This is a genomic window from Amycolatopsis sp. NPDC058278, assembly GCF_042881395.1.
Classification (GTDB): domain Bacteria; phylum Actinomycetota; class Actinomycetes; order Mycobacteriales; family Pseudonocardiaceae; genus Amycolatopsis.
The window spans coordinates 1-12,292 of the sequence record NZ_JBHVXZ010000197.1 but is presented as its reverse complement, the minus strand read 5'-3'; the positions used below and the strand labels follow the sequence as shown (position 1 = coordinate 12,292).

The 12,292-nt window shown below is 69.6% G+C and carries 13 protein-coding genes and 1 pseudogene; 6 read left to right on the top strand and 8 right to left on the bottom strand.

Features of this window, described 5'->3' with window-relative positions; translation table 11 throughout:
* Positions 1 to 118 precede the first annotated feature (118 nt).
* From ACFVYA_RS47495 to ACFVYA_RS47475, 5 genes are read right to left on the bottom strand one after another with little or no spacing between them, the layout of a single operon-like run.
* Positions 119 to 1,084 (bottom strand): ThuA domain-containing protein, encoded by a 966-nt coding sequence (locus ACFVYA_RS47495; RefSeq protein ID WP_387054911.1) that lies wholly within the window; start codon positions 1,082 to 1,084, stop codon positions 119 to 121.
* Between the two features lie 59 nt (positions 1,085 to 1,143).
* Positions 1,144 to 2,004 (bottom strand): pyrroloquinoline quinone biosynthesis protein PqqB, encoded by an 861-nt coding sequence (gene pqqB, locus ACFVYA_RS47490; RefSeq protein WP_387054909.1) that lies wholly within the window; start codon positions 2,002 to 2,004, stop codon positions 1,144 to 1,146.
* A complete protein-coding gene (pqqE, locus tag ACFVYA_RS47485; protein WP_387054907.1) occupies positions 2,001 to 3,386 on the bottom strand; it encodes a pyrroloquinoline quinone biosynthesis protein PqqE in 1,386 nt (461 codons plus the stop codon). Before pqqE ends, pqqB begins: the two co-directional genes overlap by 4 nt.
* Positions 3,383 to 4,072 (bottom strand): pyrroloquinoline-quinone synthase PqqC, encoded by a 690-nt coding sequence (gene pqqC, locus ACFVYA_RS47480; protein ID WP_387054905.1) that lies wholly within the window; start codon positions 4,070 to 4,072, stop codon positions 3,383 to 3,385. The genes pqqE and pqqC overlap by 4 nt, the downstream gene beginning before the upstream one ends.
* Entirely contained in the window at positions 4,057 to 4,200 is a 144-nt protein-coding gene (locus tag ACFVYA_RS47475) for a hypothetical protein (RefSeq protein WP_387054903.1), read from the bottom strand. The genes pqqC and ACFVYA_RS47475 overlap by 16 nt, the downstream gene beginning before the upstream one ends.
* A 244-nt stretch (positions 4,201 to 4,444) precedes the next feature.
* Here ACFVYA_RS47475 and ACFVYA_RS47470 point away from each other — a divergent pair, with 244 nt between their 5' ends.
* Positions 4,445 to 6,595 (top strand): PQQ-binding-like beta-propeller repeat protein, encoded by a 2,151-nt coding sequence (locus ACFVYA_RS47470; protein WP_387054901.1) that lies wholly within the window; start codon positions 4,445 to 4,447, stop codon positions 6,593 to 6,595.
* Between the two features lie 353 nt (positions 6,596 to 6,948).
* Here ACFVYA_RS47470 and ACFVYA_RS47465 read toward each other — a convergent pair whose 3' ends face one another.
* Positions 6,949 to 7,485, bottom strand: coding sequence for a GNAT family N-acetyltransferase (locus tag ACFVYA_RS47465; RefSeq protein WP_387054899.1), 537 nt, complete (start codon positions 7,483 to 7,485; stop codon positions 6,949 to 6,951).
* A gap of 247 nt (positions 7,486 to 7,732) precedes the next feature.
* On the opposite strand from ACFVYA_RS47465, the gene ACFVYA_RS47460 reads away from it, so the two are divergent.
* The 5 genes and pseudogenes from ACFVYA_RS47460 to ACFVYA_RS47440 all read left to right on the top strand — a co-directional run bounded on the left by ACFVYA_RS47460 (position 7,733) and on the right by ACFVYA_RS47440 (position 11,273).
* A complete protein-coding gene (locus ACFVYA_RS47460; protein ID WP_387054897.1) occupies positions 7,733 to 8,932 on the top strand; it encodes an alpha/beta hydrolase family protein in 1,200 nt (399 codons plus the stop codon).
* 265 nt (positions 8,933 to 9,197) lie between these two features.
* A complete protein-coding gene (locus ACFVYA_RS47455; protein WP_387054895.1) occupies positions 9,198 to 9,560 on the top strand; it encodes a hypothetical protein in 363 nt (120 codons plus the stop codon).
* A 250-nt stretch (positions 9,561 to 9,810) separates the two neighbouring features.
* A complete protein-coding gene (locus ACFVYA_RS47450; RefSeq protein ID WP_387054893.1) occupies positions 9,811 to 10,665 on the top strand; it encodes an alpha/beta fold hydrolase in 855 nt (284 codons plus the stop codon).
* An 18-nt stretch (positions 10,666 to 10,683) separates the two neighbouring features.
* Positions 10,684 to 10,947 (top strand): annotated as a pseudogene (locus ACFVYA_RS47445) (nuclear transport factor 2 family protein); the annotation flags it as partial.
* A 35-nt stretch (positions 10,948 to 10,982) separates the two neighbouring features.
* Complete coding sequence (locus ACFVYA_RS47440; protein WP_387054891.1) at positions 10,983 to 11,273, top strand: GNAT family N-acetyltransferase; 291 nt, start codon at positions 10,983 to 10,985, stop codon at positions 11,271 to 11,273.
* Between the two features lie 204 nt (positions 11,274 to 11,477).
* Here ACFVYA_RS47440 and ACFVYA_RS47435 read toward each other — a convergent pair whose 3' ends face one another.
* Together ACFVYA_RS47435 and ACFVYA_RS47430 are read right to left on the bottom strand one after the other, a co-directional pair.
* Positions 11,478 to 11,846 (bottom strand): MmcQ/YjbR family DNA-binding protein, encoded by a 369-nt coding sequence (locus ACFVYA_RS47435; RefSeq protein WP_387054889.1) that lies wholly within the window; start codon positions 11,844 to 11,846, stop codon positions 11,478 to 11,480.
* Complete coding sequence (locus ACFVYA_RS47430; protein WP_387054887.1) at positions 11,843 to 12,238, bottom strand: MmcQ/YjbR family DNA-binding protein; 396 nt, start codon at positions 12,236 to 12,238, stop codon at positions 11,843 to 11,845. The genes ACFVYA_RS47435 and ACFVYA_RS47430 overlap by 4 nt, the downstream gene beginning before the upstream one ends.
* Between the last annotated feature and the right edge of the window lie 54 nt (positions 12,239 to 12,292).

Genomic DNA, 12,292 nt, shown 5'->3' with positions numbered 1-12,292 from the left:
CGCCACCCCCCCCCCGCTGCCCCACGCCCCGCTGGCCCGCCACATCAACCCCGGGTTGACGGGCCCCCCCCGACCCGCCCGGCCGGCAACCGCCCGGCCGCGCGTCTCGCACGGGGACTCAACGGCAGAACGGAGCCGCACCTGCCGCGGACTTGATGCCGTTCGCGATCAGCGTCTGGAAGTACGCCGCACCATCCGATGTGGACGTGTTGGTGAACGCCCAGCTCTCGTGGCCGAGGGTGGTCACCCAGGACCGACCGCCGTCGTAGTACTGGCACCAGGCCACCGGGTGGTCGTTCCCGTGGCCCGGATGACCCATCGAGCCCTCCACGCCCTGCGCGAGCGACTTCTCGTCGACCTTCGCCAGGAAGCGCACGTTGCTGGGGAACGGCACCAGGTTGTACCACTCGTCGGTGAAGGCCCATCGGTTCGGCAGGTCCTTCGTGGACACGTCGTTGCGGTCCACCGTCTGCACCACGCCGGCTTGCGCGGGGCCGTGGTCGTAGTAGTTCGCGCCGCCCAGCAGACCCTCGTACCACGGCCAGTTGTACTCGGTCCCGAAGGCGTTGTGGATGCCGACGAACCCACCGCCACCCCGGATGTACTGCCGCAACGCGGTTTGTGCCGAGTCGTCCAGCGTGTCTCGCGTCGTGCTCATGAAGATGACGGCGTTGTACTTGAACAGCGTGCTCGGGCTGGCGAGCTGGGTGACGTCTTCGGTCCAGTCGACGGCGAACCCGTTCTTCTTGCCCAGTTCGACGAGCCCGTTCTGCGCGACGTTCGCCGCGGTCCGCGGTGGGTTGAGGCCCGGGGCGAGCGCCGGGCCGAGGTTCGCGTGGCGCGGGCCGGCGGTGCGCGAGTAGACGAGCACCTTCACGCCCTTGCTCAGGTCGAAGTTGCCCCAGTCGTGGTAGCAGCGCGGGTCGAGGCCGCGGCAGACGCCGTAGTCGGGGCTGCCGAGGTTCTGGGCGCCCTGCCGGCCCCCGTCGTGCGCCGAGGCGGGCATCCCGATGACGGCGGCCGTGGTCAGCGCCGCGGTCACCGCGCTGCCGAACATCGTCAGCAACGTCGTTGATCTCTTCATGGTGGTTCCGACCTTTCTCCGGGCACAGCGGTGCCCCGGGGTCTGTGGGGGAAGGCGAGCTACAGCTCGAGCAGGAGGCCGTCGGCGGCCACGTCCGCACCCGCGGCGACGACTTCGGCCAGCTCCGGGGTGTCCGGCAGGACGAGCGGGCTCGTGTTGTTGAGGTGGGTGAACAGGTACCGCGGCCCCGGGTGGGCCTCGATCAGCGGGAGCTGCTCCCGCACGGCGAGGTGTCCCATGCCCGACGCCGGGCGGGTCGCCCCCATCTCGTCTTCGGTGAAGAAGGTGCCGTCGAGGGCGACGACGTCCGCGCCGGCGATCGCCTTCTCGAACTCCGGGCTCCAGGCGGCGAGTCCGGGTGCGTACACGAAGGACCGGCCTTCGGCGTCGAACCGGTAAGCGCACACCGAGTCCCCCGGTGCCAGCGCGCCCGCATACCGGGGCCGCTTGGCACTGAGCACGGTGGCGGTGACCCGCAGGCCCCCGATCAGTTCGATCGACTCGCCGTCACGGACATCGTGCCGCCGCACCCGGGTGTAGCCGGACAGGACGGCCTGCAGCGGGAAGGCGGTCGTGAGCGCTTCGTGCACCCACTCGGTCGCGTAGACGTCCAGCTCGGCAGCTTCACGCAGACTGAGCAGCCCCAGGGTGTGGTCGAGTTCGGCGCTGGTGAACAGGACGCCGCGGATCGGGACGTCCCGGGTGCCCGCGGGCGGACGCAGCTCGGGGGTGGCGAGCAGCTGCGCCCGCAGGTCCGGGGAGGCGTTGACGAGGTACCACGCGTGGCCGTCCCCGCTGACAGCCACGCTGTCCTGGGTGCGCGAGACACCCGCGGCACGAGCGCCCTCGCACACGCGGCACCCGCAGTTCCACTGCGGTGCCCCGCCACCGGCGGCCGTGCCGAGGAAGCGGACCTTCACAGCATCCGCCGGGGTACCGCGGGCTCCGGCGTCAGGCGCGCGACGCCGTCCAGCACCAGGTCGTGGTGTTCCGAGAGGTCGCAGACGGGGTCGGTCACGGTCGCGTCGCCGGTCAGCTGATAAGCCTGGCAGCGGCAGCCCCCGAAGTCGATTTCCTTCAGGGCACAGCTCCCACACGGGTCCGGCAGCCAGTCCGTACCCCGGAACTTCCGGAAGGCCGGCGACTCGTGCCAGATCCGCTCGAGCGGATCCAAATGCACCGAAGGAATCTCCAGCCCCGGCAACGTCTCCGCGGCCAGACACGGCAGCACGTGCCCATTGGGGGTCACCGTCAGCTGTCGCGCGCCCCAGCCGTAGTTGCACGGTTTCGGGCGCGGGTCGTAGTAGTCGGCGGCGACGTGCACGACCTCGTAGCCGTACCGCTCCCGGACGCCGGCGACGTCCCGGGCGGCCCGCTCGACCTGCTCGCGCGAGGGCATGAGCGCGGCGCGGTTGCGCAGGGCCCAGCCGTAGAACTGCGTGTGGGCCAGTTCCAACCGGTCCGCGCCCAGGCGGCCGGCCAGCTCGGCGATCGCCGGGATGTGCCCGACGTTGCCGCGGTGCAGCACCACGTTGATGGTCAGCGGCAGCCCGGCTGCGCGGACCGCTTCGGCGACGGCGAGCTTGCGCTCGTGCGCCGCCCGGCCGGCGATCCGGTCGGCGGGGGCCGCCTCGGCGTCCTGCAGGGACAGCTGGAAGTGGTCGAGACCGGCCTCGGCGAGCCCGGCGACCCTCGTGGCGTTCAGCGAGATCCCGCTGGTGACCAGGTTCGTGTACAAGCCGAGCCGGTGCGCGGCCGCGACCAGATCGACGAGGTCGCGGCGCAGGCCGGGTTCCCCACCGGACAGGTGCAGCTGCAGGACACCGAGGGCACGGGCCTGTGCGAACACGTCCAGCCAGGTGGCCGTGTCGAGTTCGTCCCGGTAGTCGGCGAGGTTGAGCGGGTTGGCGCAGTAGGTGCACTGCAGGGGGCACCGGTAGGTTAGTTCGGCCAGCAGGCCGAGGGGCACCGGAGAACGGCGCTCCACCGGTACCGCCGACGGCTTCGGGGACACCGGCGCCGGCCGGGCGTCCGGTGGCTCCCCCACCAGGCCACGGTTCGCGAAGTCCGCCAGCGTCCGCAGCACCGAGCCGGCCGAAACGCCGGCGTACTCGGTGGCGAGGTCGTCGACGACCTCCGCCACCGAACGCCGCGTGTCGCACCGGGACAGCACGGCCATCGCCGTCTCGTTGAGCAGCAGCACTCCTTCGGGGAACAGCAGCACCGGACGACCGCGGACGGGGTCGAACTCCATCCGCACGCCGGGGCGCAGTCCGAGGCGGCTCTCGGCGGTCACCGTCATGACGCCCCCGCGTAGTCCACCGCGTCGAGCACGGCCCAGAGCACGTCGCACTTGAAGGTCAGCGCCCGGATCGCGGCCTCCTGCTGGTCGGCGGTGACGCAGTGGTCGAGCACCAGGCGCAGCGTCAGGGCGCTGTCTTCGCGGGCGGCGGGGATCCGGCGGTCGAAGTAGGCGAAGCCCTCCGACCGGATCCAGTCGTAGTGCTCCCGCCAGGCGTTGACGCGATCGGTCATGTGCCCCGGCGAGAACAGTTCGGTGCAGGCCGCCGCGACGCTTTCGATCCACGGCTTGGTGCGGCAGAAGTGCAGGTAGCCGTCGACGGCGAACCGGACGCCGGGCAGCACGTGCCGCTCGTCGAGCACCTCCGCCCTGCTCAGCCCGACAGCTTCTGCCAGGCTCAGCCACTGTTCCAGGCCGCCTTCGCCCGGGTTCGCTCCGTCGTGGAAGACGATGCGGTCCACCCAGACACGGCGGACTTCGGGCAGCGGGCAGGCCGCGATGATCGCGGCGTTCTTCTGCGGCAGGCACTTCTGGTAGTACCAGCGGTTGGCCACCCACCGGCGCAGGTCCGCCGGGGTGCAGCCCCCTTCGTGCAGCCGGAGGTGGAACGGGTGGTGAGCCCAGTAGCGCTTTTCGAGGCGGAGCAGGGCGTCGGACAGCTCCGCCCGGCTCAGCGGGCCCGCCACGGCCCGCTCTCGCCGGCGTACGCGGTGACCTCCGGGCGGGTCTCGTAGCACTCGACCACGGGCTCCGACCACAACGGGAGGACTCGCTCGTCCCCCTGCACCGCAACGGTTTCCACAACAGAAGGCATACCGGCACTCCTCTTCGAGTCACGGATCTCTGGTCCGCAGAGCGGTCCTAACGGTCCGCCTAGCGTTCCGAGACCGTACCCCGGCAGCCGCGGCCGGAACAAGAGGCGAACACTCTTGTGACTCGCCGGACGCCGCCCTAGACTCACCCGTCGAGCGGTCCGAGAGTACCACTAGATGGACCCATTAGCCGCTTGGCTCATCTCGTCGCAGCGCGCGTTTCCTCAACGAAGAGAGGCTCAGCCGATGGATCGACGCAAATTCCTGACCGGTGCGACAGGAGCCGCCGTGGCGGGCACCGTGCTCGCGGCCCAGCCGGCCGCCGCCGCACCGACCACAGTGGACACCCCGCGCCAGCCCGAGGCCTTCGGCAAGCCGGGCCGGGACTTCACCAAGGTGGGCGGCGACCTCGGCAACCAGAACCACACACCGCTGCGGCAGATCACCCGCCAGAACGTCCATCGGCTCGGCGGCGCCTGGCACGTCAACCTCGAAGGCGGGGACACGTCGCGGGCCCAGCAGAGCACGATCGTCGCGCAGGACGGCGTCCTCTACGTCCAGACCACGCAGCAGAACGTCTTCGCCGTCGACGGCCGGACCGGCGCGGTGCGCTGGAAAACCACCGTCGGCACGGAAACGACCAACATGCGTGGCGTGGCCTTGGGCCAGGGCAAGGTGTTCTCGACCTCTGGCGCCAACATCCTGTACGCGCTCGACCAGAACACCGGCGCGGTCGTGTGGAAGACCCAGCTGCTGACCGAAGACGCGTCGCAGGGCACACCCGAGCCGTGCGATCCTGCGAACGGCCAGTGCGGCGGCAGCATCGGCAGCCTCGCCGGCGCGGTCGTCTACTCCGACGGGCTCATCTACGTGGGCATGCAGGGCAGCACCTCCGGCGCCCGCGGCCGGGCGTACGCCCTCGACGCCGCGACCGGGAAGATCGCCTGGACCTTCTGGGCCGTCTCCGGCCCCGGCGAGTTCGGCCACGACACCTGGGAAGGCGAGTCGTGGAAGACCGGCGGCGCCGTACCGTGGATCCACCCCGCGGTCGACCCCGAACTGGGGCTCGTCTACTGGACCTTCGGGAACCCCTACCCCCGCACCAACGGCTCGACCCGCGGCGGCGACAACCTCTTCGCCAACACGATCGTCGCGATCGATGCGAAGACCGGGAAGCGGCGCTGGCACTTCCAGTCCGTGCACCACGACATCTGGGACTACGACAACGTCATGGCGCCGGTCCTGATCGACCTGCGCATCGACGGCAAGCTGCGCAAGGTCGTCGTCTACGGCAGCAAGGTCGGGATGTACTACATCCTCGACCGCACCGACGGCAGACCGGTCCAGGGCATCACCGAACGCCCGGTTCCGCAGGACCCGCGGCACAAGACCGCGCCGACCCAGCCGTTCCCGGAAGGCGACCCGTTCGTTCCGCAGGAGCCGCGGCTGGACAACTCGACCCGCCCGGTGCCCTTCTACCCCACCGGCGGCCTGTTCGCGACGCACTGGGACCGCGCGACGATCATCTTCCCCGGCGCCGGTGGCGGCGCGGACTGGTCCCACGTCTCGTTCAACCCCAGCACCGGCTGGGTGTACGTCGGCTACGGTCTCGTCAACTCCGCCTATTCCAACACCATCGGCGGCCGGGTCAACACCGCGCGTCCGTACGGCGAGTACTTCGCCGGCGGCCTCGCCGCGGTCGACCCGCGCACCAACAAGCTGGTGTGGAGCAAGGACGGTGAGTGGTCCTTGGCGCACGGCAACGGCATCCTGACCACCGACGGCGGTGTGATGTTCCAGGGCGGCCCGGACGGGAACCTGCTGGCGATGAACGACGTCGACGGACGCGAGCTGTGGCGGTTCCAGTGCGGCGCGGGTGTCCACACCAGTCCGATCAGCTACCAGATCGACGGCGAGCAGTACCTCGCCGTCTTCGCCGGAGGCAACGGCTTGCCCTACCCCGACATCCCGAAGGGCGACCACCTCTGGGCGTTCAAGCTCGGCGGGAAGGTCGCGCCGGCGCCCGCGCCGACTCCCCCGTCGAAGCGCAACCAGATCCGCGCCGCCGCGGTCACCGCCGCGGCCGCCCACAACACGGTCACCCTCGGCCGCGTCTGGGACACCGCCGCCGGGGCACCGGGCGCCCAGGAGAACACGATCGCGCAGACCGCCATGGCACCCCAGCACCTGACCGTCCCCATAGGCACGGAGATCACGTTCGTCAATCCACCGGGCAACGCCTCCGCCCACGGCGCGGTGTCGTTCTTCGAGTACGAGTTCGACAGCGGCACCCTGATGCCGGGGCAATCCTTCAAGCACACCTTCGCGAAGAAGGGCGAGTTCTTCTACAACGACCCGATCTACCCGCAGAGCACGGGGAAGATCGTCGTCACCTGACCCAGCCGACGGCGCGGCGCGGGCACGGGGGACAGGCACCGGCATCCCCTCCGCACCGCGTCGTCGCAATGTACTACCGAGTCAGGAAATAGCCCGACGCCGTGAGCAGTGTCAAGGCCCCTCACCACCCCGAGTAACGCCATGCCGATCTGGTCCGTGCCGAATTTTCCGGCCACTCCTCGCACGGTGCCCGGCGAGACGCATGCCATGAGAGAGCCACACCAATGACACCGGCGGGCAGCCGCAATGCGGGAGCGACTCACCGAGCACCTGGACCACAGTCTGGCCGGACCCGGTCCTGCCGCCCAGTCTCAAGTAGCCGATGTGCGTGCGGCCGGCGTCGGTGGATGCGGTCAGTGCGGAATGCGCCCGTCCTGGTCGACATCAACGTGGATGAAGGTAAAGGTATGAACACCGTCCGGATGGCGACGGAGTTCCTGAGTCCAGTTCTCGCCGACGACCTCGGCTGCTACCTGCCTCCAGAAACGTGCTGCCGGTGCGTTTTCCTCCAGAAAGGCGATCGCCCAGCGTCCCCGACGTGACCGCATGAGGTCGGTGGCGGCAGCCAGCCCGACGCCCTGACGCCGTAGAGCCCGAACGATGAAGAACGCGTGGATGAATGTGGCCGCGCCCTCGAAGGGGCGTATCAGGCAAAAGCCCGCGAGCCGTCCGTCTGAGTAGATCAGATAGGCATCGTGGTCTGCGTCAGTGAAGAACCGCGACAGTCGCGGGAAGTCGAACAGCCCCTCAGGTCCCGGCAGGTCTCCCGTCAACCGCGACAAGTCATGCCGTTCGAGCTGTCCCAACTGTTCAACCACCGGGCGCATGCCGGCATCAGCCAATCGGAAGGTGACGTTGCCTGCCGGAACTCCGTCGTCGCTGTTCTGCATGGTGCAACCTTGTCAGGTCGACGCGGCGCCACGACCTTCAACCTCACCGAGCTGAGCCAAGCCCTCGCGCTCGGCGCGCGTCGGGCCAGCAGGTCTTCCTCGCCCTCACGCTGCCGCCGGAGACCGGCGACCAGCCATCCGGCTCCGCGCTGGCGTCACCAGCGCGCGGCCTTATCCGGCTAGCCCCACCCTGATTACGGGGGCCTACCGGATCGATCATGCGACACCGGACTCCTAGCCTCGATCCATGATCAAAACCATCCTGGTCGTAACGATGTCGGCCGGCCTCATCGGGCTGGTCACGACCGCGGCTTCCCCTGCGCAGGCCGGCCCAGCCGGAAGGGGGGAGCTGCTCTCGGCCGTGCCGATCACAGGCCTGACGCCGGCCCAGGTGACCGAACTGCTCGCCGGGCACGGAATCGACACCGGATCGGTCCGTCACGGGGTGGACGCCTACCGGCTGGAGTATCGGACCACTGGCACGGACGGGCGGCTGATCACCGCCAGTGGTGCCGTGGCCCTGCCCCGTGGTGGCGGGCACCGGCTCCCGACGGTCGGCTTCCAGCACGGAACCATCGCCGCCAAGGCGGAAGCCGGTTCGGTGAACTCGGATACCAACAGGCTCGCCCCGATCACGTTCGCGGCGGCCGGCTACGCCACCGTCGCCCCCGACTACCTCGGTCTGGGCACCGGCGACGGCCCGCATCCCTACCTCGACCTCCCGACGGAAACCAGCGCGTCGGTGGACATGCTGCGTGCAGCGGACACCTTCGTGCGCCGGACGGGCCGTACGCTGGACCGCCGGATGCTGCTCACTGGGTTCTCCCAAGGTGGACCGGCCGCCATGGCACTCGGCCGCGCCCTGCAGGAGGGCGCCGATCCACGCTTCTCCGTCCGCGCCATCGCCGGTGTCAGCGGCATCTACGACCTGTTCGGCACCCAATTCCCCCGAGCTCTGGACGGAACGATCGTGCCCAAACTCGCCACGATCTCCACCGCCTACTACCTGACGGCCATGAACCGGCTGTACACCATCTACGGCCAGCCTTCCCGAGCATTCCGCGCGCCGTACGACACGGTCGTGGAAGGCCTCTTCGACGGCATGCACTCAGGGCTTAACATCGCCGCGAATCTGCCCGACACCCCAGCGGACCTGCTCACCGACTGGGCGGTCCAGCAACTCCGGCGCCCGACCGGCCCCGTGCTGCACGCGGCGCGGGCCAGTGACAGGTCGTGTACCGGGTGGACACCACATGCCGCCGTCCGGCTGTTCGCCGCTACCGGAGGCGACGAACTGGTCCCGATCGGCAACTCCACCCAGTGCCAGGAAGCATTCCAGGGCCGGGGTGTCACGACGCCTATCACCGACCTGGGCCGCGTGGACCACAACACTTCCGCGAAACGGGCCTATCCGTTGACGCTCGACTTCTTCGCCAGCCAGCGGTGACCAGAAAAGTCCACCAAGAACTCTTGGACAAACCAGCGAACGCAACGGCCAACCTGATCATCGTGATCGCGCCGATCGCCCAGGATCGGACGGTCCTGAGTCGCCTGTGATGGCGCGCAATGAGCTCGGCTGGCCGGGGAGAGCGCGCATGGCGCGCTCGTGCTGCTGAGCGCGATGAGCTGGACATCAGCCTTCGAGCCGGGTAACGCGGCAGGGAGGGGAAGCGACTGCTTGAGGTATCAACCGGCTGGCCAACCTCGGAGCGGTGCCGCCCCTGGTCGACTTGGCCACGACAAGAAAGAGATCGATGCCACCGAGGAAACGGTCGCGAAAATACATCTGGATCGGCAGCCTGGTGGCCGGCGCTCTGATCATGGCTGCGCTGGGCAAAGCCGTGCTGTCCGGGCTGTGTTTGTGGTCAGCCATCATCATGGTCGTCGTGGCGGCCGTGAAGTCGTCACCGAAGCCGGTGGCAGGAGTCGCCGGCCGCTTCGCCGACCAGCCCGACGACGACAGTGCTGCCTTGCGCCGCCGTGAGCGGGCGCGGGACCGGCGCCGCGAGGATGAGTTCTACCAAGCCGGCTTCGACGCCGAGCAACGAGAGCACGAAGACCGCGGCGAGGTCTAACGCCGCATCAAGCGAGGTCGGGCAGGCAGTCAAGGGACAGCTGAACGTCCCGTAATGCCGCGAGCCGGTCGACGGCGGATGACCGGACGCGCGCTCATGCCGATGACGGGATGTTCGCCCAGCAGGCGCGAACTTGGTCGCCAGTGTCGTGCCACGGCAATCCCGTTCGTCGTCCTACGACCGGATAACTCGGCTGATGCGGGAACGTGGCGCGCGTGCCACGTTCCCGCGGCTGTTCTGGAGGTTGACGATGCGATCGACGGTCCTCTCGTTTCGCGCGCCCGATGGCGTCAGGCTCGGGTTGGAGCGCTTCGGCGACCCGGCGGCGCCGGTGGTCCTACTCGTCGGTGGCCCGACCATGCTCTCCTGGCCCGACGCGCTGTGCGCGGCGCTCGCCGACGGCGGACGCCACGTCGTGCGCTACGACCTGCGAGACTCCGGCACGTCGACGACCGTCGACCCCGAGGCACCGGCGTACACACTGCGCGACCTCGCCGCCGACGCCGCCGCCCTCGCCCACGGCCTCGACGACCGGCCGGCGCACCTGGCGGGCATCGGCGTCGGCGGGATGGTCGCCCAGGTCGCCGCGCTGGACCACCCAGGCGCGTTCTCGGCGCTCACCCTCGCCGGGACCCGGCCTGTCGCGCCCGGCCCGGTCGACGACGACCTTCCCGACCACGACGCGGCCACGATGGGTCAGCTGTTTGCACTACCGACACCGGACTGGTCCGACCGCGCCGCCGTCGCGGAGCGCGCCGCCGCCGCGGCGGCGATCCTCGGCGACGACCCCGCTGCAGCCCGCACGAGGGCCGGGCGCGTCTTCGACCGCACGCCGGGCACCGAGCCCGCGATCCAGATGGCCAACCAGCTAGGCACGGTGTTCTCCAGGCTGGACTGCCGGCCACGCTGGCGCGAGCGACTCCCCCAGCTCGCGATGCCGACGCTCGTGGTGCACGGCCGCCACGATCGGTTCTTCCCGGTCGGCAACGGCGAGGCGCTCGCGCGAGAGATCCCCGGCGCGCGGTTGCTCGTGCTCGACCAGGCCGCCACCGCGATCCCCGACGCGGCAGCCGCCGAAGTCACCACGGCGATGCTCGCGCTGTAGACGGCCGTAGAACACGCGGTGCAACGGGTAGCCGCTGATCGCACGGTGCCCGACGCGCGCTCATGCGCGGAGAGTGCGACATGTCCTGTCGCGCTGCTGGCCTCGGCCAAGGCGGCACCCAGTGAACGGGGGTTGGGGAGGAGCGTCGGCGACCGTCTGGAAATTCATGAGGTGATCGCCCTCCACGGTCACCTCTGTGACGCCGGCCGCTACGAACGGTTCAACGAGGTGTTCACACCCGATCTCGAGGTCGACGTCAGCGATCTTGGTCTGCGACCGGTACCGGCCGATGATGCATCCCAGTCGCGCCGGGGACGGTGGAGATCGGCTACGCCGTCGAACCGGTACACCGGCGCCGAAGCTACGCCCGCGCGGCGCTGGAAGCCCTGCTGCGCCGAGCCGCCGACGACTCACGAGTCCGCACCGTCCGGGTCACCATCAGCCCCGACAACCCGGCCTGCCAGCTGGCATCGCATTACGGCTTCGTCAAGATCGGCGAGCAGTGGGACGACGAGACGACCTGGGATCCTGCACGACGGTGTTCGTCGGTTCGCCTGCGATGCGGCGGCGTGCGGTCTCCACCAGCATCGCGCTGTAGCCGGCGATGAAGAACGCGGCGAGCAATGTCGCGATCGAGCTCCTCGGCCAGTGCCCCCTGAAGTTCGCGCAGCCAGGCCCGAGTCGATCACTGGCGGCAGGATCGGTTCCATCGGACTCCCGGGTCGGAGACGGGACGTGTGCGGGCGTGGCCAGCGTTGCACGGGACACGGACGAGCGTGGGGCTCAGCCGCCGGCGGGAAGGCTCGCGGCGCTCATCGAGCCTCTGGGCGGTCGCGTCGCGGCAGTTGCTCGACGACCAGGTCGTAGGAATTCTCGACCGCGTCGACGACCAGTCGCGCGGTGATGCCGGGGCCCGGCCCCAACGAGATCCAATGCCGTTTGTCGAGATAGCGGCCCGGTGTGATCGTGGCATAGCCACGTTCTTGCGCGCGGGCGTGTTCGGGTTCGCACTTGACCGTGATGATCTGGTCGTCCGGGTCGTCGGTGACGATCAGGAACACCTTGCCCGCCACCTTGTACACGTCCAAGTGCTCGGTGAACGGGTAACCGTGGTCCGTCCCGGGCAGCGCGAGGGCCGTGGCGCGTGCGGCGTCTTGGAGCCGGTCACCGGCCGCGCTCACCGAGCCGCCCGCGTGCCGCTGCCGTAGGTGTGCGGGTCGACAGGCTGCTCGGCCTTGGACAGGTGCGAGACCACGAGCAAGTAGGAGTCGGTGACGAGCTCCTCGACCAGCGTCTCGTCGACGTCTTCCCCGGCCTCCAGCGTGATCCAGTGCTTCTTGTTCATGTGGTAGCCGGGGGTGATGTGGCTGTTGCGTTCGCGCAGGGCGAGGGCCTCGCCGGGGTCGGCCTTGAGGATCACGACGGGGCGCCCCGGGACTTCGGTCATCAGCATGAACACCTTGCCGCGGACCTTGAAGACTTCCCAGTCGGGGCCGAAGGGGTGCTCCAGCCGAGCTCCGGGAAGTTCCTCCGCGCAGTCGGCGGCGGTCTTCTGCAGGGTCGATCCGTTCATGGGGCCTTCTCGGGTGGTGACGGGCTGCGGTACATCCCATCCTTCCCGCCAATC

What these genes read in the sequence shown, in the direction of transcription:
- ACFVYA_RS47475 (WP_387054903.1), bottom strand. Translation starts at nt 4,200, where the DNA reads ATGCCTTCTGTTGTGGAAACCGTTGCGGTGCAGGGGGACGAGCGAGTC.
- ACFVYA_RS47470 (WP_387054901.1), top strand. Translation starts at nt 4,445, where the DNA reads ATGGATCGACGCAAATTCCTGACCGGTGCGACAGGAGCCGCCGTGGCG.
- pqqE (WP_387054907.1), bottom strand. Translation starts at nt 3,386, where the DNA reads ATGACGGTGACCGCCGAGAGCCGCCTCGGACTGCGCCCCGGCGTGCGG.
- ACFVYA_RS47460 (WP_387054897.1), top strand. Translation starts at nt 7,733, where the DNA reads ATGATCAAAACCATCCTGGTCGTAACGATGTCGGCCGGCCTCATCGGG.
- ACFVYA_RS47495 (WP_387054911.1), bottom strand. Translation starts at nt 1,084, where the DNA reads ATGAAGAGATCAACGACGTTGCTGACGATGTTCGGCAGCGCGGTGACC.
- ACFVYA_RS47430 (WP_387054887.1), bottom strand. Translation starts at nt 12,238, where the DNA reads ATGAACGGATCGACCCTGCAGAAGACCGCCGCCGACTGCGCGGAGGAA.
- ACFVYA_RS47465 (WP_387054899.1), bottom strand. Translation starts at nt 7,485, where the DNA reads ATGCAGAACAGCGACGACGGAGTTCCGGCAGGCAACGTCACCTTCCGA.
- ACFVYA_RS47450 (WP_387054893.1), top strand. Translation starts at nt 9,811, where the DNA reads ATGCGATCGACGGTCCTCTCGTTTCGCGCGCCCGATGGCGTCAGGCTC.